Below are 25382 nucleotides of genomic sequence, written 5' to 3'. Positions count from 1 at the left end.
GAAGTTAGCCGACGATCCCCGGTCAGCCAAACCGGGGATTCTCCAGACCATTGATACATAGCCCCGAGCCCGTCCCACCAAGCCGTACGGCACCCACGCGGTACCGCCGGTACACCACTCGACAAGGAGCACCCTCTGAAGGTCCACCCCATCGCCGAACTGTTCCCGCCGCTTACCGAGTCCGAACTACGCGACCTCGCCGACTCCATCAAGACCACCGGCCTGCAACACCCGATCGTCCTCGACGCCAACGGAGTGCTCCTCGACGGCCGCCACCGCCTCGCCGTCTGTAAGGCCCTCGGAGTCGAACCCCGTTTCACCACCTACGAGGGCGACACCCCCGACACATATGCCCTGTCGGTCAACATCCGACAGCGGAACTTGACCTCGGGCCAGGCGGCGATGATTGCCGCCAAGGCCCACGCCCACGCCGCTACGAGCGGACTTCAGTCGCCTGACGATTCGGCGCATTCCCTCAGCGAGAAGACCGGCGGCGCCGACCGGATGACCCTGGCGCAGTACGTCATGCAGCACGAGCCCGATCTCGTGGACCCCGTCATTGCCCGTACGGTCAGCCTGGACGATGCCTACAAGGTCGCACGCCAAAGCGTGGGACGCGCGCAGGCCGAGCTGGAGCACCTCACTCGCCTGCGCATCGAGGACCCCGAATTCGCCGACCGCGTCATCAGCGGCGAGTTGAGCCCGAGCCAGGCCTGGCAAGAGCATGCGGCGCGCGCGAAGGAAGACAAGCGGCAGCGCATGGTCGCGACCAATCTCCTGTGCGACGTCGTACCGACCCTGGCACAGACACGGGGCTCCATGGCCTTCGCCCGGTTCGACCCCCAGTACCAGTCTCCGGGCCGCCCCGTCACCCGCGAAACCATCGCCCACGCAATGACTGCCCTAACGGAAATGGCAGCCATATGGGAGCAGCGCGATCTCCAGTGAGCTCCACGCTCCTGACCCCATAGCGCCCTCTGGGGGCCAACACCGAACGCATTGGCCCCCAGAGGTGCTGTTACTCGCCGGGCCCGGTCACGCCTGGCCGCGTCGGTGACGACCCCGGTTTCCGACAACTGACCTGCCATCCAGGCCGCACTCTGGTCGTTGCCCAGGGTGTCCGGGGTTGTCGCGGAGCTGAAAGGAGTCCCAGACTCGTTCTTGGAGCTCCTCGATGCAGGGGCCGCAGGCGTACATCGGCGCCTGGGCTCCAGCGACGCTGACCGGGCCGATCCACAGAACGCGCGTCCGACGCCGTCCGCAGTACAGCCAGCAGGTGCCGTCGACCCAGTGGTTGCCGTCATCGGTGGCCGCCGGGACCGGCAGGCCGCCGCGCGCGAACTCGGCGATGCCGGCGATCACCGGTTCGCGCGTGAGGCCCAAACCAGGCAGCACCAGCTCACCTCTCCTGTCCGCTGTCAGCGTCAGGGTCGGCCACGCCCTCCGGAACTCCGTCAACGATGCCCGGACCCATGGCGTCGATCGGTGTCCACTCGTGCTCCAGGATTGAGTACGTGATCGAGTCTCGCCAGGCTCCGTGAACGAAGACGTGATCGCGGATCCGCCCGTCCTCGGTCATGCCCGCTCGCAGGAGGGTGCGCGCGGATGCCTCGTTGAGTGGCGAACGCGCAGCCCAGATGCGGTGCAGGCCCAAGGCCTTGAAGCCGAGCGTGCACAGCAGGTGGACCGTCTCCGTGCCGAGGCCCTTGCCCCACTCCGCGGGGTTCAAGGCGAAGCCGATGGTGGCCGCCTGCTGAGGTTCGGTCGCCAGGCGCGCGTAGCCGATCAGCCGGTGTTCGCCGAGCGGGGTGATGGCGAGGCAGTACTCGGTTCGCGGGGTGTCCTTCGCCGAGACGATGGACCGGTCGACGATCCCCTGGGCCTGATCGCGGGTGCGGGGCTCGAAGCTGAGGTGCCTGGTGGCCTCGGGGTCTCCGTAGATGGCCAGGAGGGCAGCGGTGTCCTCGGGTTCGACTTCGCGCAGCGCCAGGCGGGGGCCGGCCAGGTTGACTGGGGTCATGCCTTCGGAGCCTACCTGCGGGGTCATCGGACGAGGACCGATGCCGGGGTGGCCGTGAAGGCTTCGATCTCCTCGCGCAGGCTTGCTGCCGCGCCCCGGTGTCGCCGGCCCTCGGCCTGCAGTGCGGTGTGGACCCGCTGGGCGCTGCTGGTGATGCCGAAGTTCCGCTGCTCGATGGGGAGGTCGAGCACGGGCTGCACCGCCTCGACGGCGCCCTCGATTTCTCCTCGGGCGATGCGGGCGAGGGCGAGGTCGGTCTGCGCGCCGGCCTCGTCGCCGAAGGCCCATTCGTCCTCCGTGGCGCCGCGGTACGCGGCGACGGCGGCCTCCGACTGGCTCTCGCCGAGCGCGGGGTCCTCGCCGAGGTTCACGGTGGCCTCGGCGACGTAATACAGCTGGCGGGGCACCGGGAAGGTCATGATGCCGCCGAAGGCATCGAGGTCGTCGGGTTCGAGCATCGTGCGGGCCTCCTCGGCCTGCCGAATGGCCGCGCGGGTGGCCTCGCCATCGCCGAGGAGCGCGTGGGCGCGGGCGGAGAGGCAGGCCAGCCAGACGCCGGTGGTGCCGCGGACGCTCCCGGCGGCGCTCTGGCCGAGGGTGGCGTAGTCGGCGGCCTCGGATGGGCGACCGGCCCAGTAGGAGATGAGGGACTGCAGGGAGCGGACCCAGGCGCGCATGGCGTGATGGTCGGCGTTGTCCGCGCACACAAACGCGGTGCGGGCCTGCATCATCGCGGCGCTCGGGTTGCCCAGGTCGTGGCTGGCTTTGGCGAGCATGCCCGAGGTGATCCCGGCGAGCAGGTAGAGCTCGCGGGCCTGTAGTGGCTTGACCCGGCCGTGTTCCAGCAGCCGGAAAGTGAGGTCCTGTACCTCGACCAGATCACCGAGCAAGGTCGGCAGCGCCAGCTTCGGGTACGCGACGGTCAGCCGTCGCACCTCGTCCTGGATCTGGCCCAGGGTCTCCGGTCCGACACTGCTGCCCTCCGCCATCGCGGTGAACCGGAGCGCACGACGAGCCGCCATCGCAACCTGCCTTTCCAATTCTGTGGTGCCCGCCTCGAAGCGGGTCTCGCTGCTGAACGGACCACCGGCAGGCAGCACCTGTGCCTGCTCGGATGGGAGGAGGACAGCGCTCAGCCTCGGCGGTGGGATGACGAGTGAGGACTCGACCGGGGTCGTCGGCGAGGCGGCGGACGCAGGCGCAGGCGCAGGCGCGAGGAGGAGATCGACGCCGACGCCGAACATGGCCTCCAGTACCCGGCACTGGTCCGGGTACGGGCGGGTCTTCACCGCGCCGCCGTACCAGCGCTCGAACTGCCGCTTGGACACGGACAGACCACCAAGCGACGGGTCGTTCTCGTCCAGTGCCAAGCGGTGGGCCGCTTCCTCGAACCGGAGCAGAAAGGTCTTGTAGACCTGCCAGTGCCTCCGCAGCGTCAAGACCCGTAGAAGCGTGGGAGTTTCAGCCACCGCAGATCCCCTCCGGTCCCTGTTCGTCTGGTCTGACGATAGCCCCGGCCGATCGACGGGAAACCCCTTCCGGCGGCTCACCGAGCAGATGACGGCAGCCATGACGGTGGTGATGACGCACCACGACGTGGACCGGGCTTCAGTCGGGGATAAGGACGGCCTCGCGACGGCAGCGACGTCGTATCCATGCGTTCCGGCGCGTCGCCATGCTGAGCGGCGCTTCACCTTCCGTGTACCACCGAACGCGAAGCGTGATGCCGGGAGCGCGGCTACAGCGCCAACCGAGCAACCCCCATCCAGCACCACGTGCCCGCCGGCCCACGACTCGGGGCCGGCAACGGGAGGGAACTGATGGACAACACCGTGACCGCTCTGGCCGGGCAGATCGCCCAGCTGGACTCCGTCGATCTCGCTCACCTGGAACGGATGCGCCACGAGGCCCTGACCGTACGGGCCCCCTGGAAGGCGGAGTACGGCGCCTACCAGTCGGGCGGCTGGTGGACGACCTCACTGATGAACGCCTCCGGCGATGCCGCCGACGTGACGATCGGCGACTGCGCCGCCAAACCGACCGGACTGCTGGCCCAGATGCCGGCCACCTCCGCGCTCCTGGACGAACTGGGCCTGAACTACATGTGGGTGCGGCTCGCGCGGCTGGAGCCCAACGCGTTCCTGTGGGAGCACCGTGACTACGACGACCTCGACGAGATCGAGCGGCACCGGCTTCACATCCCGCTGCACACGAACGCGTCCGCGTTCCTGGTCACCGGCGGCACCAAGGTGCACATGACCGGAGGGCGGATCTGGCGGCTGACGCCGACGTACGCCCACGGGGTGTGCAACCTGCTCGGTCCCGACCGCATCCATCTGATCGCCGACGTGTACGCGGACGACACCTACCGGCGGCTCGCTCGGCACCCCTCGCTCAACCCCGACACCGCCGAGCTGCTGCCCTCCGCGGACCACACGGTCCTCGCCGAGCGGCTGCGGGCCGCGCGGAACATGGCCGAGCTCGGCTACACGGAAGCCGCCGAGCGGATGCTGCTGAGGCTCTTCTACACCTACGCCCTGCCTGAGGGCGCGGCCTATGACCTGATCGCCGAGCTGCACACCTCGCTCGGCGACATGGAGGCAGCGACGCGATGGACGGCGGCCAAGCAGCGTCTCCTCGTCCTCACCGCCTGATCGGCCGCCCCATAAGTCCGCCACGTAAGTCCACCCCGCCGGAATCCGAACGGAGGACGCGCATGTCCACCCTGCAACTGGCTGAACTCACCCATGCCAACCGACCGGCCCAACTCCCTCTCCTGTCGAGCCTCGCCAACATCCTGGCGACCTCGCCGGCCGTCACCCACCTGATGATCCGGGGCTCGCTGGCCCACGGCACCGCCGACCGCCTCTCCGACGTCGACTTCGTCGTCGGCGTCCACGACGCCCGACTCCCCGCGTTCGTGATGGCCTTGGACGACCTGATGTCCATCGAGGCCGGCGCCCTGCTGCCCGGCTGGCGCGACACGATCGTCGCCGACTTCGGCGGCATCGGGATGGTCTTCCTCGTCCCGGACGACGGCATCCTGCACCAGATCGACCTCTACCTCGTGCCCGCCACACACATCCCGCGCCTGCGTGCAACCGTGGCCACCGCCTCGATCCTCGACCGCGAGCCGGCACCCGCCGGACCCGAGGCGGCCATGGCCGCCGAGCGTTTTGCCGGAGCGTTTCTCGCCCGGCCGCGTACCTGCACCGAGCTACTGATCGAGCACCTGGTGCTGGCCGTACTGCTGCACAAGCGCATCAAGCGGGGCCAGCGGTTCGTCGCCTACTCGGAGTGGCACCGGCTCCACACCGCGACGAAGGACCTCATCAAGGCCGCTCTGGCACCGGCCTCCCGGTTCTGGGGCTGGTACCAGCTGCGCGAGGAGATCGCCGGCACCCCGATCGGCCGGGCCTGCCTGGGCGACCTGGACGCCGCGATCAGCGGGCCCGCCGTGCCGACGGCCCCCGACGTCGTCGCGGCCATCGAGCGGATGCTCGCCCTCGTCGAGCGGGCCTGCCCCGAGGCCCTCGACGGCCTCGGCGACGCCATCGCCGCCTACCGCACCTACCAGGAGCTGGCGTGAGCGCACTCCACCTCGCGGGCCCGGCCACCAGCTGGGCCCGCGAAGGCCTGACCGCCGTCTTCTTCGGCGGCGTCGTCCCTGCCTCGGCGGACGAGGAGAAGCTGGCCGAGGAGGTCGGCCGGTCACTGGCCCGGGCCGGGTACTCGCTCCTGCACGGCGGCTACAACGGATTGATGGAGGCAGCCGCCCGCGGAGCGAGCTCCGAGGGAGCCTCGGTCACGGCGGTCACCCTGATCGGCAAGCACGACGAGTGGGGCCCGTTCAACCCGCATGCCACCAGCTCGGTCCACCTGCTCGACCTCGGCGCACGGCTCAACCACTACCTGGCACACGCGGATCTGATCGTCGCGATGGGCGGCGGCGTCGGCACTCTGCACGAACTGACCGCCGCCCTGTACTACGCGACCACGATCCGGCCCGTACCGATCTTCCTAGCGGGGGCGGCCGCCCTGCGCCTTCTCACGTTCCTGCGGCAGGAGAAGTGGCTGTACGAGACCCCGACTCGGCCACTCGGCTACCTCACCGCGGTCGAGTCCGCCGATGCCTTCCACACCTGCCTCGCCACGCTCGACACAGTCCCGATCGGAGGAGCATGACCACCAGCCCGTCGCTGGCCGGCCTCACTGCTCGGCTCGCAGAAACCGCATGCGTCACCGCCCCGTTCAGCCTCGCCGACGGCGCCCGGCTGGACACCTACTTCGACGAGTACCGTCTGGCCGCCGACCCCGCGCTCCTGCACGACACTGCCGCCGCTCTGGCCTGCCTCGTGCCCGGCGGCGCCCAGCTGCTCGCGGGGATCGAGCTCGGCGGCGTCCCCCTCGTCGTCGCCCTGTCCGCTGCCACCGGCCTGCCCGCGCTGTTCCTTCGCCGTCGGCCCAAGGGCTACGGCTCCCACCGGCAGATCGAGGGCGCCCCACTCGACGGCCGCCGTACCGTCCTGGTCGACGACGTGGTCCGCTCCGGCGGCCAGCTGCTGAAGATGGCCCGCACCTTGCGGATCGCCGGAGCTCCCGTCACCGACGCGTTGTGCGTACTGGAGCGCCCGCTCGGAGGCCGCCTGCTTTTGGCAGAGCACCGCGTCACCCTGCACTCCCTGCTCACCGAGTCCGACCTGCCGCCCGCGCAAGGCGGTGATGCCGCGTGAAGCGGGCCGTACTCTTCGACCTCGACGGGGTCCTCCTCGACAGTCGCACCGCTCAACTCGCCACCCTGGCAGGCTTCGCGACCTCTGCTCTTGACCATCGCGTCACCACCGACGACCTCCCCGCCGGAGCCCTGACCAGGCCACGCGAGCAGGTGCTGGCCGAACTCGGCCTGAGCGGGGTGATCAACGAGAACGGCTGGGACGCGGCCACCGCAACGGCCGGTCTCTCCACCGAGGCCTTCCCGTTCGTCGGCGAGACCCTCACGACCCTTCGGGCCGCCGGTGTCGCCACGGCCATCGTGACCCTGCGGAGCCGCCGACGGGTCGGCTGGCTCTTACCCCCGGAGATCCTCGACCTGATCGACACCATCGTCTGCTTCGAGGACGCGGCTCCCAAGCCCGCACCCGACGGGCTGCTGCTCGCCCTGCGACAGCTCGACGTCGTACCGAAGGACGCGGTGTACGTCGGTGACGCGGACATCGACATCCACGCCGCCCGGGCGGCCGGCATCAGGGCAGTCGGCGCCGGCTGGGGCTTCGCCGGCCCCGATGCCCTCACCCGGGCGGGCGCCGATCTCGTCCTGCCACACGCCACGGGGCTCGCCGACGTACTCCTCCTCCTTCTGGCAGGAGCAGAGCCTTCCCACCAGAAGACCAAGCGATCTTGATGCCGGACCCGCTACTCTGGGTGGTGCAACACGCACGGGACCGTCGGTCCGTGCGGGCTGCACCACCTGTGAGCAACGGATCTGGAGTCATGGTTTACACCGTGGGGGCGCGAGCTATCTGCGTCGAGCTGGAGAACTGAGAACCACTCAGTCCCCGTTCTCGGCCCGGCTCGGCGTGTGATCACCCCCCACCTCTCCACGACTCTTCCGTGAGGGCCACACCCATGCGCTCGACGCAGATCCGCTCCACCTTCCTGGACTACTTCACCTCCCGCGGCCACCGCCAGGTCCCGTCCAGCCCCCTCATCCCCTCCGACCCGACCCTCCTGCTGGCCAATGCCGGCATGAACCAGTTCAAGCCCTACTTCCTGGGCGAGGTCACCCCGGAGAACCGCCGCGCCACCACCATCCAGAAGTGCGCCCGCACCTCCGACATCGACAACGTCGGCCGCACCAACCGGCACGCGACGTTCTTCGAGATGATGGGCAACTTCTCCTTCGGCGACTACTTCAAGGCCGACGCCATCTCCTACGCCTGGGAACTCCTCACCGAGGGCTACGGCTTGGAGAAGGACCGACTCTGGATCACCGTCTACGAGGACGACGACGAGGCCGAACAGCTCTGGCGCAAGATCGGCGTCCCCTCGGAGCGCATCCAGCGCCTCGGCATGGAGGACAACTACTGGTCCATGGGCGTGCCCGGACCTTGCGGCCCCTGCTCGGAGGTCAACTACGACCGAGGGACCGCCTTCGGCCGCGAGGGCGGACCCGCCGTCGACGGCGAGCGGTACGTGGAGATCTGGAACCTCGTCTTCATGCAGTACCAGCGCGGCGAGGGCGACAAGAAGGGCAACTTCCCGATCCTCGGCGAGCTCGCCCAGCAGAGCATCGACACCGGCCTCGGCCTCGACCGCCTCGCCGCGATCCTCCAGGACGTCGAGAACGTCTGCACCACCGACCTGCTCATGCCCACCCTGAACACCGTCCAGGAACTCGCCGGCCGCGACTGCCCCGGCAGCGCCGACGAAAAGGTCTCCTTCCAGGTCGTCACCGAGCACGCCCGCTCGATCGCCTACCTCATCGCCGACGGCGTCCTGCCCGCCAAGGACGGCCGCGGCTACGTCCTGCGCCGCCTCATGCGCCGCGCGGTCCGCCACGCCCGCCTGCTCGGCATCGACCAGCCCGTCCTCGCCCCCACCACCGCCAGCGTGATCGCCAACCTCGGCGACGTCTGGCCAGAACTCACCGACCAGGCCAACCTCATCGAGCAGGTCGTCACCGCCGAGGAGGAGTCCTTCACCCGCACCCTCGCGCAGGGCACCCGGCTCCTGAACGCCGCGATCACCCGCACCCGGGAGAGCCACTCCGGCTTCCTGCCGGGCGAGACCGCCTTCGAGCTCGCCGACACCTTCGGTTTCCCCCTGGAGCTGACGGTCGAGGCCGCCCGCGACGCCGGCCTGACCGTCGACGAAGACCGATTCGCCACGTTGCTGGACGAGCAGAAGAAGCGCGCCAAGACCGGCGGCAAGGCCAAGACCGCCGACGCCCTGCGCCGCCAGGACACCTATCGCGAGCTGTCCGCCCACCTGCCGCGCACCGACTTCCTCGGCTACGAGCACCTCACCGCCGAGGTCACCGTGCTCGGCCTGATCTCCGGCGGGGCCGTCACCACCAGCGCCCCCGCGGGCTCCGACGTCGAATTCGTCCTCGACCGCTCGCCGTTCTACGCCGAAGCAGGCGGCCAGATCGGCGACACCGGCACTCTGCGCACGGCCGACGGCACCCTGCTGCGGATCACGGACACCCGGTACGGCCTGGAGGGCTTCCGCGTCCACAGCGCCCGCGTCGTCGAAGGCGAGCTCTGCACCGGTGCGAGGGGCGAGGCCGCTGTCGACGCCGACCGCCGCAAGGGCCTCATGCGCTCCCACTCGGCCACCCACATCCTGCACGCCGTCGTGCGCGCCACCCTCGGCGATCACGCCCGACAGCAGGGCTCCCTCGTCGAGTCCGACCGCCTGCGCTTCGACTTCGCCCACTTCTCCGCCGTCACCCCCGAGCAGCTCGCCCGGATCGAAGCCGCCGTCAACGGCCACGTCCTCGACGACCCCGCCGTCCGTGCCTGGCACGCCGACCGCGCCGAGGCCGAGGCCGCCGGCGCCATCGCCCTGTTCGGGGAGAAGTACGGAGACACCGTCCGCATCGTCGACATCGGCGACTTCTCCCGCGAACTGTGCGGCGGCACCCACGTCGCCCACGGCTCCCAGGTCGGCGCCTTCCTCCTGCTCGGCGAGGGATCGATCGGCTCCAACCTCCGCCGCATCGAAGCCCTGACCGGCCACGGCGCCCTGCGCCACCACGACGTCGAGCGCCGCATCCTCGAAGAGGTCTCCACCCTCCTCGGCACCCGTCCGAAGCAGGCCGCCGAGACCCTCCACAAGCGCCTGGGCTCCCTGGCCGCCGCGGAGAAGGACCTCTCCCGCCGACGCGAGGCAGACCTGCGGAGCCAGGCGGAGAAGCTCGCCTCCTCCTCCCGCCAGGTGCCCGGGGGTCGCATCGTCTCGCAGCGGGTTCCAGGACTCGGCGCGAGCGACCTGCGCAGCCTCGCCACCAGCACCGCCGACCGCCTCAGCAACGAACGCGCCGTGGTGGTCCTCGGCACCGAACACGACGGCAAGGCCCTGCTCGTCGCCGCGATCACCCCCGGCGTCCTCGGCTCAGGAACCCAGGCCAGCCACATCCTCGCCTCGGCCGCCCGCACCGTCGGCGGCGGAGCAGGCGGCACTGGCGCCGTCGCCAATGCCGGAGGTCGCCGCGTCGAGGCCCTCGACGAAGCCCTCAGCATCGCTGTCCAGGAAGCGACCCGCGCCCTCGACCAGTAGGTGACCCACGCGCGGGAGGCACACGGCAAGCGAACGCCCCAGCCGGGGCCGCCGCCTGCTGGGTGCCTCCCGCCATCACGATCGGCTCGTCGCCAGGTCCTTCACGAGCACCACACTGTCGTAGTTGGTCACATCCCACCGCCAGGTACCCACGGGCACGTAGCCCCGCCGGCGGTACCAGCCGACGAGCTCAGTCGCCTGGGACGACGTATCGATGACGACCTGCGCGGCACCCCGAGCGGCGACCCGCGCTTCAGCAACCGACAGAAGTCGCTGCCCCAAGCCAGTGCCCCGCTGAGACGGATCCACCGCGAGCTGCCAGAAAGACCCCGCACCGGCCGGTGCGGGATACCCATCCGGGGCGACGTACGGAACCGCAACGGTGACCGTGCCCACCAGCGAGGTCCCCTGAAACGCCAGCCAGCACTCGCCGCCCCTCAGGCGGCGAGCCGTGTCCTGCGGAGACTGATACGAGGCGAAGAAGACCCGTCCTGCGGCTGCATGATCGGCATACGCCCGGTGCAGCAGACGGGTCAGCTCCTGCACGGAATCTTCCTCAGCGAAGAGCCGGATCGCCGCCTCGTCGGCCGCCGCCCCTTTCGCGGTCGTCGCGGGTTCGGTCAAACCACGGACTCGCTGATGCGACCTCGACGTGGGCACTACATCCACCTCCGGTAACCGCTCGCCAACCTCAGCTTGCGTCAGCCACCACCGGAACGCCCGGCGAACCAGCCGGTCCCACTCCCGCCATCGCAAGATGCGGATACCGCCGGACAATCGCGTTGCCCGTGCGATAGCCGCGCTCCCCGAAGCGACCCCAGCACGGTCTGCAACTCCAACTCCCTCACGTGCTCCCGACCGAATGGGTGAGGTCGGCGTGCCCGAGCAGCCGCTCACAGACCTCCGCGTCGCATCGGTCCACCTTCGCCAAGGCGATGCCAAGCGGGAGACGGCCATCGGGTTGCGCCGGCCGTCGTGCCGCAGCCGACAACGCACCGGCCGCGTCACTAGCCTGGCCATCGGACCACCCGCGGCCCACGACGATCGGGAGACCATGACCCACACCACCGACCGGATCGAAGACCTCCTCCAGACCGGCGTCCGCGACGAGGTCTACCCCGGCGCGGTGTGGGCGGTCGGGAACGCCGACGGCATCGAGGCCAGCGGAGCCGTCGGCCTCCTGGACCCCGACCATCCGGACGAGCCGATGCGGCTGGACACCGTCTTCGACGTGGCCAGCCTCACCAAGATCCTCGCCGTCTGGTCCACGATCGGCACCCTGGTCGAAGAGGGCAAGCTCCAGCTCCACACCCCGCTGGGCACCTTCTGGGACGAAGTCGCAGGCCGCCCCCTAGCCCGGGCCACGGCCCACCACCTGCTCACGCACACCGCAGGCCTGCCGCTGCGCGCCAACCTGAAGAACCTCTACGGCACCGACCCCCAGGACATCCGCGACGGCGTCCTCCACGAATCTCTCCACCGCCCACCCGGCGAAGCCGTCGAGTACACAGACCGAGCCGCCCTCGTCCTCGGCTACCTCGCCGAACACCTCTCGGGCCAACCCCTGGACCAGCTCGCCACCGACCGCATCTGGCACCCCCTGGGCATGACCCAGACCCGCTTCGGCCCCCTCCCCGACGCCGAGGCGGCCCGCTGCGCCCCCACCGAGTACGACGAGACCACCGGCACCCACCTCAAGGGCACGGCCCACGATTTCTCCGCCCGCCTCCTCAACGGCGTCTGCGGCATCGCTGGCACCTTCTCGGTCCTCGACGACGTGGCCCGCTTCCTCCGCCACATGCTCGCCCCCACCCAGACCGCCTTCGGCCCCAACTGGATCGACGAGTCCCTACGCATCCGCACGGGCGGCCTAGCCCCCGCCCGCGGCCTCTTCTGGCATCCTGCACCTGCTACCGAACCCAACGAGGACATCTGGGTCCACTACGGCTTCACTGGCACCGGCATGTGGATCAGCCCGCAACAAGACCGATGGGCCGTCCTCCTCACCAACAAGCTCCGCTTCAATCGCGACCGCGAAGCCCTCACGGAGATCCGGAATGCGTTCCGAGCTGACGTCTTCTACTACTCGGGCTCGCCAGCCCTGAAGTGAACGGTCATCCCGGCTAGTTCTTGCCAAGCCGATGTGACCAACCTCATTCGAGCAAGGTCCCCCGGTGGCGTGCCGGTGCGTACCGGTATATCTCTGGCCCCTGGCTTCCTACGCAGCGCCGCAGCAGAACCAGCTATGCGTCGGCTTCACCGGGCGAGGGCGACTCCCCTACGGGGAGGTGACGTTGAAGTTGTCGAGCCTGCTCTCCCATGGGGCCGTGAATACGTGCGGTTCGGGTGATCAGTGTCGCTGCGGCGATGCGTTGCTCGTCTGCACCGTCCAGCATTGCTGGCCATGATTCGCTGATCTGGGTCGGGGCGAGGGCCTCGAGGGCGGCATCGACGATGTCTGGGGCACATGTGTCAGCCGCGTTGAGGAACTCTGCCAAGCCGTTGGCAGAGTGGAACTGGTTGTTTGTCAGAGCGTTGGTGAGGTCTGAACGGCTACAGCGCAGCAGCTCCACGGCTACGGGTCTGTTCGTTTCCGTGAGGGATTGGAGGGCGTCGGCAGCCCAGTCCCAGTGAGCCCCGCCGGACAGGCCCAGGGAGAGCGTTCCGCCGCGCCGGGAGATGGCTGCTGCGGTGTCCGGGGCGATCGCGATGGCCCAACTCGGCATTGTGGTGATCTCGTCCGCGTGGGTGGTGATCCAGCTGCGGCCCGGTTCTCGGCTGGTGCCGCAGCTGAGTGTCTGTGTGATGGAACGAAGTTCCATCATGTCGTGCCAGAGTCCTGCGGTGCGGGTGTCCAGAGATGCGAGAGTAATGTTGTCGGTGAACGTGGCATAGGCGATGGGGTCGTGGCTGTGGAGCCAGTGGGCCAGCACGTCCAGGCTTCCCCATGAGCGCAGATCACCCTTACTGACGACATCAGCAGCGGTTTCCCACGAGGTTGCGGCGATGATGCGCCGCACGAGGACCTTGGCCTCCTCGACGAACCGGCGCCGGGCGTCGTCCTGGGGCTGGGGATCCTCGGCCCAGTAGGTCGCCAGGAGGAAGTCGAAAAGGTTATTGACAGCTTGTCCTGGTGCCGTGGTCAGAGTGCGGCTGATGGCTGGGGCCGCCTCGCTCATCATTTCGAAGTACAGGCTGATATCCGCCGCGGCGCACCACATCGCGAGTTTGGTGTAGCCGTGCACGGAGTATTCGTCGAGGTCGTGGGCTGCGGTCAGCAAGGTTGCGCGGTCCAGTGCCTCCACGCATTCCTTCTTCCACTCCTGTGGCACTACCTGCCACAGCTCGCCCACCAGCTCGGACCAGGAGTAGACGGATCCGGCCGTGAGTTCCGTATTCAGTCGGTGGGCGAACTGAAGAGGTGGGATCTGTGCCGCAGTGGTAGCCCAGGTACCGCCTTCGCCTCTGTCGGAGCGCAGTCCGCTGGCAGCCCAGCGCAGCGAATAGGCCTCAGCTGTAGTGGCCTCGCTGATCCAGCGAGCGATGATGGCATCGCGGGACAGCACTTGGGTGCGCGCCTCTTCTCCCCACCACGTGACATGCCACAGGACCATCGCTGCTGCTGCTCGTTCTTGGCGGGGTGCGTGAATGCAGCGGTCCACCAGGGTCTGGGTCGTCGTCTCGTCCATGAGCAAGGGTGGTCTTCTGTACCGGAGCTGTTCGACCTGACGGAGGTCATCCAGCAGCCAGTGGATGCCGCGGAGAGCTGTGGTCGGATCGGTCAGCTGCCTGCGGAGGTGCTGCAGGAGCTGTTCATCGGGCTGGGTGCCCGTGCGCAGGACGGCACGCAGCGCATATGCGGCGAAACGCTGATGGGGGGTGCGGATGCGTTCACCTGGAAGCGCAAGGCGGCGCCCGACGAGAGCAGCCAGCGCGTCGTGGGCCCATCGCTGGGAACGGTCGAGATTCCCAGCGGCCAGGGGCAGCAGTGTCGTCTCATCGATGCCGGCGTCGAGGGAAAGGAGTTGCTGAGCGCTGAGAACAGCAAGCAGGAGGTCTGCTCGATTGTGTTCACGCAGGAAAGCGACCTCCTCCGCGGCACGGCGCTCCCCTCCGGTCAGGACGAACATGAACTGCCATGGGCGGGAGGCTTGGCGTGCTTCAGCGAGCCGTTCGTCGACGGAAATGGTGAACGGCTTTTGTCCTAGGCGGTCGTCCAGCCGGGAGAGAACGGACAGGAGGCCGTTCTGGTGGGCGCTGATGTGGTCAGCCAGAAGCTGAACAGCCCGGGTGGGCAGCAGGTGCACTGTGGCGGGGTCCGTTGAGGGGGCGTTCTCGTCGTCGGTGTGGACGAGCAGGACCTTCAGCCGGCTGGAGGCAAGGCGCTCCAGACTGGTCAGTACCTCGGGGCGCAGGGCCTGTGCGTCGTCGACGACAGCCACGGTGGGATAGTGCGTGCGGGCGAGGGATTGAACGGTCGCGCGGGTGGCGACTCCGGTCTCGGCTAGTTCGACGACTTCCCAGCCGTCGTGGTTGAGCATGCGTGCGGCCTGAAAGGCGGTGACGGACTTGCCGCAGCCGCTGGGCGCCTGAAGACGGGCCAGGTTGGCGACGGTCAGCCGCTGCGCCACATCCGCGGCTTCGGGGGATTGCGGGCAGGCTTCCGCGTCCTGGGAGGTGAGCCGGTAGCCGCGCAGGGCGGCCCCCAGGTCTCGTTGGATGCTGTAGTCGACCCAGCGCCAGCCGGGCAGTTCGGGCTCGGGGACCAGCTGGGATGCGAGGTCGGGCAAGGCGTCGTCGGCCGTGGCGGTGACGGCCAGTGGGCCGGTGGCGGAGGGGCCGATGCGTACAACCGGCCATTGCTGCCCCATGGGACCGGTCAGCTGGGTGACGACGTCCTCATCGCTTTCGGAATAGCCGACGATGAGCAGAACGCGGGGGCGTTCGGTGAGCATGGCGCGTACCCGCTCGGCGAGGTCGGGTGGGACGAAGCCGGGCTCGTCGGGCAGGATCCACGCAGCCCTGGGACGGGCAGCGTCCCCGTGGGGTTTGACGAACTGGGCCGCGGCAGCAGGCAGCGGGGTGCCGTACTGGGCGCCCCAGGCACGTTCGACGGCGGTGTCCCAGTTGAAGGAGACGGTGAGCTCGATGAGGCCGTGGTGCATCAGGCGTGCCATGGCCTGGTGTGCAGGTGAGGGTTGGCGCTGTCGGTCGAGTGCCTGAAATCCGAGCTGGAAGGAAGCCCGGGCGTCGGCGTGGAGGCGCAGCTGCTGGTAGCCGCGGCTCAGTTTGTCCCAGTTGTTGCCGAGCAGGTCTTTGGCCGGTGTGGGGGGCTGTCCGATGGTGCGGGCTGTCGCGTGCAGTGCTGGCGGGCAGGCGTCCAGGGCCTGCCAGAGCAAGGGGTTGAGTCCGGCAGTCATGGGATATCCGGCGAATGACATGCCTGCCCCGACGATGGCTACGGCCCCCCAGGGCCTGATCTGCGCCATCGCCGCTTCCAGCTGCTGTACGTACTGCTGAGCGTCTGTGTGGTTCATGGTTGCCGCCAGAGGTGACTCGCACGGAGCACGGCGCCAACGGGCCGCAGGTTCAGAGTGCCACCCCACCCTCATTCTCGTCAACATGACGAGAAAGGGTCATGCCCCATCGCTCTCTGGCCTCTCCCTCACATGCAGGACGCCATGCCGCCCTTCTCGCGCCCGTCACCGCAGTTGAGATGGAGGCTCTGCTCTGCCCGCTTGCACCGCGTACTGGAGTTCACAGCGCTATGAGCTTCCCCCTGTGAGCTTCCCCCTGTCGGCTGGACAGCTTGATACTGGGACGGATGGTCCCGGAGGAAGCAGTCACAGGTAGTGAGCATGAAGAGCAACATGAGTAAGCGGTACACGGCCGAGTTCAAACGGGACGCGGTTGCCTTGGCGTTGTCCTCGGAGAAGACGGTCACTGAGGTCGCGAGGGATCTGGGTGTGAGTCCGGAAGGCCTGCGCGGGTGGGTGAAGCAGGCGAAGATCGACCGCGGTGAGGGGCCCGCCGGGGCGTTGACCACTGCGGAGCGTGAGGAGCTGGTCCGGTTGCGGCGGAAGGTTCGCGAGCAGGAGGCCACGATCGAGGTGCTGGGAAAAGCGACCGCCTTCTTCGCTCAGGACAAGATGAGGTAGACACCGCGGCGCGGTGTTGTTTCATCGATGCGGAGAAGGCGTCGGAGGGTAATCCTGCAGGTCACAGCGTTGTGTTTCTGTGCCGTGTGCTGGGGGTGCCCCGTTCCACCTACTACGCGCACAGGGCGTCACGGCCGGCCCGGACGGTGCGGGAGCGGGCCGAGGATGTGCTGGTGGGTGAGATCCGGGTGCTCCACGCCGGATCTCGCGGCGCCTACGGGGCCCCGCGGATCCATGCCGCTCTGCGGCGGGCCGGGCGGGCGGTGAACTCCAAGAAGGTCGAGCGGCTGATGCGCGAACACCGGATCGCCGGGATCACCCGCCGCCGGCATCGGGGCCTGACCCGGCAGGCAAAGCGGGCGGTGTTCGCGCTCGACCTGATCGGCCGGGACTTCACCGCGCCCCGGCCCGGGATGCGGCTCGTCGGCGACATGACCGAACTCGTCACACTGGAAGGGAAGTTGTATCTGGCAACGTGTATCGATCTCGCGACGCGGGAGGTGGTCGGCTGGGCAATGGCCGAGCACCACCGCGCCGAGCTGCCGGTCGCCGCTCTGAGGATGGCGGCCGGGCGGGGCGGCCTGGAGCATGGTTGCGTCATGCATACGGATCGCGGCAGCGAGTACACGAGTGACGAATTCCGCACCGAGATACGCAAGTTGCGCATGCGGCAGTCGATGGGGCGTGTCGGCTCTTGTTACGATAATGCCGCCGCGGAAAGCTGGTTCGCCATCCTGAAAGCGGAGATCGGGACGACCGTGTGGGAGACCCGCGAGGCTGCCCGGGCCGACGTTTTCCGCTACATCGAGGTCGAGTACAACCGCAGCCGACTCCGGGTACGTCACCCCGCTCGAAACGAGAACCCTGCTCAGGCAAGACCTCGCCCCGGCAGCGTGAACACCCGCTGTCCAGTTCGCGGGGGGAGCTTCACTACGTCATGTGATGGGAGGCTGGTGCCATGCCACCTATGCAGCCTTTCGCGTCCGACTGGGACCGCGTCGCAGTACAGCAGGCCGAGCAGTGGAACTGGCTCGCGGTCGAGATAGCCGAGATCCGGCGCTGCGCTGAGGCAGGTGACCAGGCACACGACCGGCTTGCCCTCATCCTCCTGGACCATCTGGTTGAGGTGGTCATCGGCCGTGAGGTCAACGCCCAGCTGGCCTCCCAGATCGCTGACAGCGTCATTGCGGAAATGCGCGAGTTCCGTGACAGCGGCGGACAGATCGACGAGCGGCTGACCCAAGCCGTCGACGAGCATGTGGAACCGGATCGCCGTAAGTCCATGGACGAACATCTGCATGAAAGGACCAAGTTCCTGAAACAGAGGGGCGTGCTGACAGCCCAGGAACGCGAGGTGCTCGACCGGCTGCACCAGTACCGCAATGCGGCATACCACCGGGACACGCTGGAACCGGATCTGATCTCAGATCTTGTACTGGCCTACAGGGTTCTCGCAGATGAACTCATCGGCCGGCACAGACCAATCGCATGGACGATGGCGTCGTCGGACCCAGCTCGCATCGTGACGCCACATCAGCTCCGGGGCCGGCTTGTCGAAGGCGTCGATGTCGATCTCAAAGCGATAAGCCGCAGGTTTCACGATCACGCAATGAAACGTGTCCAGGCCGTCATCGCGGCCGTGGCCATCGCGCAGCAGCTGTTGGGCGTCAACAGTGCCGGGGAAGTGGACCCCTCCCTCCCGGACGACGACATGGCTCGCATGCTGAACGGTCTCAGCGACGTGGCCAAGCACTTGCTGTCATGGAGGAAGCAGGCGGAGCGATTGAAGTCCAAGACGTCATCGCTCACCGGCCTGATGATTCCGTTCATCAACCTGGACCGCTCCCTGAGCCGGATCGAACCGTCCGTCAGGCGACTCGACATGGTCCTGGACTACTGGGAGCAGTGTCGAATCGATGAGCTCTGCGGCAAGTAGCACCATGCGCGCTGGACCACATCTGGCTCGTTCAGAGACCGGACGCCAAGGGTCCATACCCGCAGGGCGCAGCAGCCTGGGTGACCAGTCCGACGCGCTCGCTGGGGTCCACGCCCGTAGGGGGCAGAGGCAGCTCTTGTGAGTTGGGAGACAATGCGTGTGGCGCCTCATTCAGCAGAGCGTGCGGACGCTACTTCCTACGGCGCCTGGGACAACGCAGCACCGAACCAACGCAGCGCGCCTGAAGAGCGGCTGGCCGAGGTCGAGAGCCGCGAACCTAGCTTCGCCCGTCCCAGGCGGGGTGGTGATGACCTGCGGCCCACCTCGCGCCAGTCGTCGGCCCGCCAATTCGGCGTCCGGCGCTGCGTGAGTGTTTCCCCGTTGTCATGGGCGGTTTTCGTCGTGTCCGGGGCGCTCAGGGGGTTGGCCCCTGAGCAGGGACATGCCGCTCGGCCGGGTCTGGGGTGTGCAGGGTGCGGATCTCGCTGGCGATGTCGGGTTGCCCGTAACGGTCGGTGAGGGCAGCCATCGTGTCGATGAGGTGGTTCTTGGCGTCGGTGGTCAGGTCGCTGGTGAAGGTGTGGAGCAGGCGTGCGAGGAGTGCCCAACGGCCTTGTGGTGCGTAAGCGGCGGCTTGGCTGTGCACTTGTTCGAGGCGAGTAAGTGTGTCTTTGTCGATGGTGTGCGGTGCGGTGGCATACCAGTAGGCCAGGGCTAGGGAGGGGTCGCTCATCACTGTGGTCTGGAAGGCACGTGCCGTCTCCAGGTGGCGGGCCTGTTCGGCACGGCGCTGTTCCTCCTCGTGCTTGAGACGTTGGTGTCGGTTGGTGGCGCTGAGTGCCTCGAGGTCGGTGGTCAGGTCCGCGTGGGCCCAGATGAGCCTGACAGGAATGCCGGGGATGTCGGAGGGCTGGCCGAGGAGCGTGTTGATGCGTGCCGCGGCCAGGACTGTGTCGGCCGGGGTGAGGGCGGAGGTGATGTTGCGGACGATGGTCAGGGCGTGGTGACTGGCGGCAGCGTCGGGGTTGTGGTGGGGACGAGGCGAGGGAAGTTCTTCCCACGCCCCGGTGAGGGTGAGGGTGAAGGGGTGGCCGGGCATCGTACTGGGCATGGGGCAAGTGATGCTGAGGTTGCCTGCCCGGGGTTGAGGCCAGCCACCCCTTCTACGACGTGGTCGGCGCATCGCGGGCGCGGGTCGGGGCTGTCGGGTCTGCTTCTCGGATGGCGATGAGCACCTCGTCGCGCAGGCGGGTGCGTTCCGTGGGCTGCTGTCCGGCGTGGGCGGGTTCCCATCCGTTGGCGGCGTGGTTGAGAACGATGTACCGCTGGGCGAGGTAGGTGCGGTCGGTATCGGATCGGAAGACGGCTTCGGTGAAGGTGGTGACGATCGTGGTGCGGAGTTCGCGGTGTGCGAGGGCGGCGTCAAGCCAGGCGTCGACGGCCCCTTGGATCTGGCTGCTCTGGGTGTCGTCGAGGGATCGGCGCCAGCCGGTGAGGGTCCAGGGGTCTGGTCCGCTGGTGTGTGTGGTCAGGAGGATGGGGATGCCGTAGGGGCCAGTCCTTTCCGCGAGATGCAGGAAGGCGCGGCGGGCTGCAGCGGTGTGGTGGTGCTGTGCTGCGGTGAACCAAGTGGTCAGTGTGTCGCGGATCCGTTCCGTGAAGCCTTCTTGGTCCCACAGGGCCATGAGGGCCTCGCCAACGGCTTGTGTGACGGTGGCGTCGCCGGTGTGCGCGGCGAGGTCGGCCAGTCGCCTCAGCGCGACCTTGGGGTAGGCGGGGCCGAGCTGTGCCATCGCTGCGGCGAGGACGCGTTTGAGGGCGACCGGGGTGTGGACGCGTTCGTCAGGGGTTGGCTGGTCGGGGGCGCCGGCCCATTGAAGGTATTTATCGCGGGCGAGTTTGCCGGCTTGCGGGTCAATGGCGGCGGCGACCAGGAGGTCCACGGCGGGGCCGCTGAGGTTCTTGGAGGCTGCCCAGTGTGTGGCGGTCGCGCGCAATACGGTCAGGCTCTGTTTGGTGAGGGTGTAGCGGATGACCCACTGGCTGACGCGATCAGCCAGACCGATCCCGAGGTCGCCGGACAGGAGGGCTGCTTGCTCGGCTGTCCAGTGAGTGAAGGCCTCGACGTGGTGGGCACGGTCGACCCAGAAGTAGTCGACGACGGCTTCGGCGTATCCCGGGCGCAGGAAGCGGATGCGATCGTCGGTGCCGAGGTCTGCGTTGATGGCGTCGGTAAGTTCGATGACGCCGGGGCCGCGCTGGCCTTTGGTGGGTACGGGTGTGTCGTCGAGTGCCGTACCGAGCTTGAGGTGGGAGTCGTAGACGGCCTGGGCTGTTGCTCCGTCGAGTACGGCGGCGGCGAGCAGGTAGGTGCGGTGACCGCTGTCGGTTTGCTCCTTGTGCCACTTGAGGAGTTCACTGCGCCAGTTCCGCGCGGACTGGATGACGAAGTCGACGAGTTCGTCGAAGATTTTCGGTTCCGTCATTGAGTGGTTCAGTGTGACGGCCGACGTGATTTTGTGGGCCCAACTGACCGCCATCGCTGGTGTGGCGTGCTGGAGGTGGCGGGTGATCTTGCTATCGCTGAGCCACTGGTCCAGTTCGCTCGGCTTGAGTGGCTGGTCGGCGAGGTGCGAGCGGGCGACACGGAGCCCGTCCGCGGGCTTGAGCTGGTGGTCCAGGTCGGGTGCTTCGTCGGCCACGCTCGTCCAGGTGTCGGTATGGACGACAGCGATGATGAACGATCGGGTCTCGCGCAGATGGTCCGCGATCTCTCGCAGGTGGAGTCCAGTAGCGGTGGGCAACGGCTGTGTCTCGTGTCGCAGGTCCAGGATCCAGCCGGTGTCCTCGTCCAGAAGCCCTTCGAGCTCGATCTTCTCGTCGGGGACGCGCCTGACCTGGCGGATAGCGCGCATGCGCAAGGTGGTGAGGATGTGCAGGGCAGTGGTGTAACGGCCGGTGCCGGGGGACGCGTGGATGACCACGACGCGGTGGGCTTCGAGGATCGCCTCGAGTGTCTTCGTCGTGTCGTCGTTGCTGGCAAAGCTGCGCAGGCGCCCGCGGACCCAGTCATCGGTCAGAGGGGTTCCGCGTAGTCGCTGGATCTCGTGGTTGTTCTGAACGCCAATGACGGTGCCGTGGTTGTTCGGAACCGTCTGGTCAACCCTCATCGCGAAATCGGTGTTCCCAGTGCGGTCTTCGGCATGGCGATCCGGTTCGGACACGTGATCAGCCGTGGTGGTCGCCTCGGCAGGTGCTGCTGGTTCCTCCGCAGCGGGCGGGGCTCCGTCCTGCGCGGGCACTGTGGCTTGCGCGGGGGTAGTAGGTGCGGCCTCGGCGGGGAGGGCGGCGGGAGGCTTGGTCGCGTCGGTGCCGCTGGGAGGTGGAGCCAGGACTGGCAGCCCGCGGGGCTGGCTGGGGGCGGTCGGTTCGTTCAGTGTCAACACGCGGCCCTTCGGACGGATGGCGCCGTTGCGCGGGTGCGCAGCGGGTGGCGTTTCGGCGTTGCTATCCGCCGATCCGGCGCGCTTTCATTCCGATGAGCTTGGCGTTTGCCTCGACCGTTTCCACCTGCTGAGTGACCCGGGCGTTCCCGCTGATCTCGTCGGCATCCATACCAGTGGCCTCACCGGTGAGCGTGGTCAGCTTCTGGTCGACGAACGGCCCGGAGGCCGGGCGGTTCTCGCCTTCGAAGGTCAGACGCTGCCCGTAGATGTCCTCGAGGGCGGCCCGCAGCATCGTCATGCTGCGCAGCAGGCCTGGGTCTGTGGCGTCTGTGTCCAGGTTACGGCCGGCGTAGCCCTGGAGGACGAGGTGGAGCACTTCGAGTTCGCGTTCGTAGGCCTGAAGGCGCTCCTCGTCCGGGTGCAGGGGCAGCTGAAGCATTCCGACCAGGGTGTCGGGAAGGCTGACATCGGGCTCGATCTCACGGCGGCGTGGGCTGAGCAGGTGTTCCAGTCGCTGATACAGGAAGGTCAGTGTGGCGGGCACGGCTGAGCTGATCAGGGCGATCTCTACAGGATCCGGCATATCGCTCTCCCCCGTTGTCTGGCTGGCAGGCTCTTGATTCTCACTAAACGGCCAAGCGTCGAGGAATGCTTTTCAGAATGTGGCGGAAAGCCCACGGTCTTCTCGATCACCGCTGTTGTCGACCGAAAATCAGCCGTGTCAGATCGGGCCATGTGGCCGGTTGTTGCCGGTCTGGTCATGATGCTCGGTGCTGCTGGGAGCTCTGTGTCCGAGCCACACGTAGGGAGCTTCTTCAGGGTGTCTCGCGACCCTGGCCCGCCGCCAGGCCACGTCGAATGAAGTGCGTCCACGGCTGGCCCTGGACACCCGAAACGCCTGCCAGCTGGTGATGGGGGCGAGGATCCAGCGCAGGAAATGAAGTCGCATAGCCGTAGCGTCGCCGCGGTCCGGCCAGATGACGGAGAATCCGAAATTCACGGGATTACGCGAGCTGCCTAGCGACTCGTTTCCGCCATCATATTTACTGAGTTGATGTGACGTGTGACGCCTACTGTTTCTGTTGTTACCTAAGAGGCATGGACCGGCTAGGCAGAGAGATACAGATATCAGCCACCAACTGCTCGTAGCAGGGGCTGCCGGTGGGCACCGGGTCTGCCGCACGATTGGGTGACATCTGGTCTGGCTTGCCCTGCGGGGCGGGTGGGAGGGTGTCGCTGTGCCCAAGCCATATCCTGAAGAGTTCCGCCAGGACGTCGTGCGGGTCGCGAGGAAGCGCGGCCCGGGCGTGACGGTCGAGCAGGTGGCCGCTGACATCGGAGTCCACGCGATGACGTTGTGGAAGTGGATGCGCCGGGCGGACATCGGCGACGGGACTCGGCCCGGGACAACCAGCCAGGAGAGCGCGGAGCTGCGCGAGGCACGTCGGCGCATCAAGCTGCTGGAGCAGGAGAACGAGGTCCTGCGCCCGGCCGCCGCCTACCTGTCCCAGGCGAACCTCCCGGGAAAAGGATCTACCCGGTCGTGAAGGAGCTGGCCACGGACGGCATTCCCGTCACGGTCACGTGCCGGGTCCTCAAGCTCGCCAGACAGCCCTACTACCGGTGGCTGGAGCGGCCGGTGACCGATGCCGAGGTCGAGCCGGCCGCTCGCGCGAACGCGTTGTTCGACGCCCACCGTGAGGACCCAAAGTTCGGCTACCGCTTCCTGGCCGACGAGGCCCACAGCGCGGGATCCGCCATGGCCGACCGGACCGCGTGGCGGATCTGCCGGGACAACCGCTGGTGGAGCGTGTTCGGCAAGAAACGAGGCAGGAACAAGAAGGCTGGCCCACCGGTGCACGACGATCTCGTTCGCCGTGACCTCACCGCGAGTGGCCCGAACCGGCTGTGGCTCACCGACATCACCGAACACATCACCGGCGAGGGAAAGCTGTATCTCTGCGCGATCAAGGACGTCTTCAGCAAGCGGATCGTGGGCTACTCCATCGACACGCGCATGAAGTCCCGCCTGGCCGTGACCGCCCTGGACAACGCCGTGGCCCGGCGTGAACACGTCGCCGGATCCATTCTGCACAGCGATCGTGGATCGCAATTCCGGTCCCGGAAATTCGTCCGGGCGCTCGACCGCCACCGGATGGCCGGCTCCATAAGAAGAGTCGGGGCAGCCGGCGACAACGCGGCCATGACCGCCGGACGTGGGCCACCCGCCAGGTACTGCGGATCGCGATCGTCACCTGGATCGAGAGGACCTACCACCGCCGCCGCAGGCAAGCCTCGCTCGGCAGACTGACCCCCGTCGAATTCGAGACCGTCATGACGACACAGGCCCTTCAGGCCGCGTGACCGAACCTGTCCCCCGGACCTGCACCAGACCCCTGGGGATTCGGCCTTGCCGACGGTGGAGTCGCCCTGTCCATCGGCATCCCCCTCAACCGCGACCAGCCAGTGAACAGCTCCGGCTGGCAATCCACCGCGCCTGCGAGAGCTACCGCAGCGAGGGCAAGGTTCCACTCACCCACTTGAGGCGTGATCGACGCTCACTCGGCCATATCGATATCAACGAAGGCGAATCCGGCCGTGGCACCGACCAGAAGGCCTGATGCTCCCGCACGGTCACCCCGGACCGGGAACAGGGCATGGAGGGGACTCGCTGTGACGATGCGGAGTAGGCAGCGGCGCGTTAGGGCATCCCAAACCCGAAGGTTGCGGTCCTTGCTTCCGGTAGCCATCAGCACTTGGCCCTGTGGACCCACGAAGGTGATCAGAGAAGTTACTGCGCTTCGATGGCCCTGAAGCGGCTCTCCCGCTGGTTCACCGGTCAGCGGATCCCAAAGGGTGACGGCCCCGTCGCTCCCCCCGATGGCAAGCAGCGAACGATGCGCGGGCCCGTCGAACGCGGCCAAGGCTCGTACCTCGCCTTGAAAGCTCTGAATCGGCTGTCCGGCCGGATCGCCGGTTTCGGCATCCCAGACACGTACCGCGCCGTCCTTGCCGCTGGCTGCGAGCAGAAGCTGGCCTTCCGTCCGGTAGAAGGCAGCCAGAGCCGTCACCTCGACACGGCGCTCACCCACCAGTTCATAGAGCCTGCCTTGGGTCAACGGATCCCACACCAGAATGGCTCCGTCCCGGTAGCCCGCAGCAAGCAGTGGTCGGTCCTCCGAGTCACCGAACGTCACTAGGGCGGCCACTGAGCTCTGCTTGTCCCGGAGGAGGCGACCCGTCATCTTCCCAGCCTGCGGATCCCAAACGCGCACTGCCCCGTCGCTCCCGCCGACGGCAAGAAGTGGCCGGCCATTAGGACCGGTGAACGCCGCCAGGGCCCGCACCACACTCTCGGGGCTCTGAAGCTGCCTAGCGGCATCGCTGTCGGTCAGCGGGGTCCACACCCGCACCACCGTGTCATGACCGGCCGTGGCGAGGAGTGGCTGATTTCTCTGCCCACCGGATGCCACAAGGGCCCGTACCCCGGCCTTGTGGCCGCGCTCGACCTCACCGCCTTGGACTTTCAGCGGGTCCCACAC

Annotated in this window: 19 protein-coding genes and 1 pseudogene; 12 read left to right on the top strand and 8 right to left on the bottom strand. The window is 67.8% G+C overall.

Features of this window, described 5'->3' with window-relative positions; translation table 11 throughout:
- Window positions 1-135 precede the first annotated feature (135 nt).
- Window positions 136-948, top strand: coding sequence for a ParB N-terminal domain-containing protein (locus ADK55_RS07965; protein ID WP_324611172.1), 813 nt, complete (start codon window positions 136-138; stop codon window positions 946-948).
- 451 nt (window positions 949-1399) lie between these two features.
- Here the strand turns inward: ADK55_RS07965 and ADK55_RS07960 are convergent, their stop codons facing one another.
- Window positions 1400-2020 carry a GNAT family N-acetyltransferase gene (locus ADK55_RS07960; RefSeq protein WP_053676765.1) on the bottom strand — a complete coding sequence of 207 codons (621 nt, stop codon included), beginning with the start codon at window positions 2018-2020 and terminating at the stop codon, window positions 1400-1402.
- Between the two features lie 23 nt (window positions 2021-2043).
- A complete protein-coding gene (locus tag ADK55_RS07955; RefSeq protein WP_159041315.1) occupies window positions 2044-3489 on the bottom strand; it encodes an XRE family transcriptional regulator in 1446 nt (481 codons plus the stop codon).
- A gap of 351 nt (window positions 3490-3840) precedes the next feature.
- Between ADK55_RS07955 and ADK55_RS07950 the strand changes: the two genes are divergently transcribed.
- The 6 genes from ADK55_RS07950 (at window position 3841) to alaS (ending at window position 10300) form a co-directional block, all read left to right on the top strand.
- Window positions 3841-4674 carry an aspartyl/asparaginyl beta-hydroxylase domain-containing protein gene (locus tag ADK55_RS07950; protein ID WP_053676764.1) on the top strand — a complete coding sequence of 278 codons (834 nt, stop codon included), beginning with the start codon at window positions 3841-3843 and terminating at the stop codon, window positions 4672-4674.
- A gap of 62 nt (window positions 4675-4736) precedes the next feature.
- Window positions 4737-5609, top strand: coding sequence for a hypothetical protein (locus tag ADK55_RS07945; RefSeq protein WP_053676763.1), 873 nt, complete (start codon window positions 4737-4739; stop codon window positions 5607-5609).
- Entirely contained in the window at window positions 5606-6205 is a 600-nt protein-coding gene (locus ADK55_RS07940) for an LOG family protein (RefSeq protein WP_053676762.1), read from the top strand. The genes ADK55_RS07945 and ADK55_RS07940 overlap by 4 nt, the downstream gene beginning before the upstream one ends.
- Complete coding sequence (locus tag ADK55_RS07935) at window positions 6202-6753, top strand: orotate phosphoribosyltransferase (RefSeq protein ID WP_063839476.1); 552 nt, start codon at window positions 6202-6204, stop codon at window positions 6751-6753. Before ADK55_RS07940 ends, ADK55_RS07935 begins: the two co-directional genes overlap by 4 nt.
- A complete protein-coding gene (locus ADK55_RS07930; protein ID WP_063839475.1) occupies window positions 6750-7421 on the top strand; it encodes an HAD family hydrolase in 672 nt (223 codons plus the stop codon). The genes ADK55_RS07935 and ADK55_RS07930 overlap by 4 nt, the downstream gene beginning before the upstream one ends.
- A 224-nt stretch (window positions 7422-7645) precedes the next feature.
- A complete protein-coding gene (gene alaS / locus ADK55_RS07925) occupies window positions 7646-10300 on the top strand; it encodes an alanine--tRNA ligase (protein WP_053676761.1) in 2655 nt (884 codons plus the stop codon).
- A 75-nt stretch (window positions 10301-10375) separates the two neighbouring features.
- Here the strand turns inward: alaS and ADK55_RS38395 are convergent, their stop codons facing one another.
- Window positions 10376-10924 carry a GNAT family N-acetyltransferase gene (locus ADK55_RS38395; protein WP_159041314.1) on the bottom strand — a complete coding sequence of 183 codons (549 nt, stop codon included), beginning with the start codon at window positions 10922-10924 and terminating at the stop codon, window positions 10376-10378.
- Window positions 10925-11354: 430 nt separating this feature from the next.
- Between ADK55_RS38395 and ADK55_RS07915 the strand changes: the two genes are divergently transcribed.
- Window positions 11355-12410, top strand: a complete 1056-nt coding sequence (locus ADK55_RS07915) for a serine hydrolase domain-containing protein (protein ID WP_053676759.1) — start codon at window positions 11355-11357, stop codon at window positions 12408-12410.
- Between the two features lie 133 nt (window positions 12411-12543).
- On the opposite strand, the gene ADK55_RS07910 is transcribed toward ADK55_RS07915, so the two are convergent.
- The gene (locus ADK55_RS07910) at window positions 12544-15837 is read right to left on the bottom strand and encodes a hypothetical protein (protein ID WP_053676758.1); all 3294 of its coding nucleotides are present in this window, start codon (window positions 15835-15837) and stop codon (window positions 12544-12546) included.
- Between the two features lie 321 nt (window positions 15838-16158).
- Here ADK55_RS07910 and ADK55_RS07905 point away from each other — a divergent pair, with 321 nt between their 5' ends.
- Genes ADK55_RS07905 through ADK55_RS07895 form a run of 3 tightly spaced genes read left to right on the top strand, consistent with a single transcriptional unit; the run spans window position 16159 to window position 18394 of the window.
- Complete coding sequence (locus ADK55_RS07905) at window positions 16159-16458, top strand: transposase (RefSeq protein ID WP_053676831.1); 300 nt, start codon at window positions 16159-16161, stop codon at window positions 16456-16458.
- A 23-nt stretch (window positions 16459-16481) separates the two neighbouring features.
- The gene (locus tag ADK55_RS07900) at window positions 16482-17504 is read left to right on the top strand and encodes an IS3 family transposase (RefSeq protein ID WP_107089123.1); all 1023 of its coding nucleotides are present in this window, start codon (window positions 16482-16484) and stop codon (window positions 17502-17504) included.
- Window positions 17417-18394, top strand: a complete 978-nt coding sequence (locus tag ADK55_RS07895; protein ID WP_234349951.1) for a hypothetical protein — start codon at window positions 17417-17419, stop codon at window positions 18392-18394. The genes ADK55_RS07900 and ADK55_RS07895 overlap by 88 nt, the downstream gene beginning before the upstream one ends.
- A gap of 415 nt (window positions 18395-18809) precedes the next feature.
- Here ADK55_RS07895 and ADK55_RS07890 read toward each other — a convergent pair whose 3' ends face one another.
- The 3 genes from ADK55_RS07890 to ADK55_RS07880 form a co-directional block, all read right to left on the bottom strand.
- On the bottom strand, window positions 18810-19505 hold the full coding sequence (locus ADK55_RS07890; protein WP_234349950.1) for a hypothetical protein: 696 nt from the start codon (window positions 19503-19505) through the stop codon (window positions 18810-18812).
- 52 nt (window positions 19506-19557) lie between these two features.
- Window positions 19558-21618: a hypothetical protein gene (locus ADK55_RS07885; protein WP_234349949.1), complete on the bottom strand. Its 2061-nt coding sequence runs from the start codon at window positions 21616-21618 to the stop codon at window positions 19558-19560.
- A gap of 283 nt (window positions 21619-21901) precedes the next feature.
- On the bottom strand, window positions 21902-22423 hold the full coding sequence (locus tag ADK55_RS07880; RefSeq protein ID WP_053676755.1) for a hypothetical protein: 522 nt from the start codon (window positions 22421-22423) through the stop codon (window positions 21902-21904).
- Window positions 22424-23078: 655 nt separating this feature from the next.
- Between ADK55_RS07880 and ADK55_RS07870 the strand changes: the two are divergent.
- A pseudogene (locus ADK55_RS07870) lies at window positions 23079-24204 on the top strand (IS3 family transposase).
- A 194-nt stretch (window positions 24205-24398) separates the two neighbouring features.
- On the opposite strand, the gene ADK55_RS39630 reads toward ADK55_RS07870, so the two are convergent.
- The gene (locus tag ADK55_RS39630; protein WP_234349948.1) at window positions 24399-25382 is read right to left on the bottom strand and encodes a WD40 repeat domain-containing protein; all 984 of its coding nucleotides are present in this window, start codon (window positions 25380-25382) and stop codon (window positions 24399-24401) included.

Origin of the sequence: Streptomyces sp. WM4235 (genome assembly GCF_001279725.1) — a bacterium.
Lineage (GTDB): Bacteria > Actinomycetota > Actinomycetes > Streptomycetales > Streptomycetaceae > Streptomyces.
This window is presented reverse-complemented; position numbering and strand designations above follow the sequence as displayed.

Coding starts and splice junctions, on each gene's coding strand:
- ADK55_RS07960 (WP_053676765.1), bottom strand. CDS start 2,020: ATGACCCCAGTCAACCTGGCCGGCCCCCGCCTGGCGCTGCGCGAAGTC.
- ADK55_RS07950 (WP_053676764.1), top strand. CDS start 3,841: ATGGACAACACCGTGACCGCTCTGGCCGGGCAGATCGCCCAGCTGGAC.
- ADK55_RS07945 (WP_053676763.1), top strand. CDS start 4,737: ATGTCCACCCTGCAACTGGCTGAACTCACCCATGCCAACCGACCGGCC.
- ADK55_RS07935 (WP_063839476.1), top strand. CDS start 6,202: ATGACCACCAGCCCGTCGCTGGCCGGCCTCACTGCTCGGCTCGCAGAA.
- alaS (WP_053676761.1), top strand. CDS start 7,646: ATGCGCTCGACGCAGATCCGCTCCACCTTCCTGGACTACTTCACCTCC.
- ADK55_RS07915 (WP_053676759.1), top strand. CDS start 11,355: ATGACCCACACCACCGACCGGATCGAAGACCTCCTCCAGACCGGCGTC.
- ADK55_RS07910 (WP_053676758.1), bottom strand. CDS start 15,837: ATGAACCACACAGACGCTCAGCAGTACGTACAGCAGCTGGAAGCGGCG.
- ADK55_RS07905 (WP_053676831.1), top strand. CDS start 16,159: ATGAAGAGCAACATGAGTAAGCGGTACACGGCCGAGTTCAAACGGGAC.
- ADK55_RS07895 (WP_234349951.1), top strand. CDS start 17,417: ATGCCACCTATGCAGCCTTTCGCGTCCGACTGGGACCGCGTCGCAGTA.
- ADK55_RS07890 (WP_234349950.1), bottom strand. CDS start 19,505: ATGCCCAGTACGATGCCCGGCCACCCCTTCACCCTCACCCTCACCGGG.
- ADK55_RS07880 (WP_053676755.1), bottom strand. CDS start 22,423: ATGCCGGATCCTGTAGAGATCGCCCTGATCAGCTCAGCCGTGCCCGCC.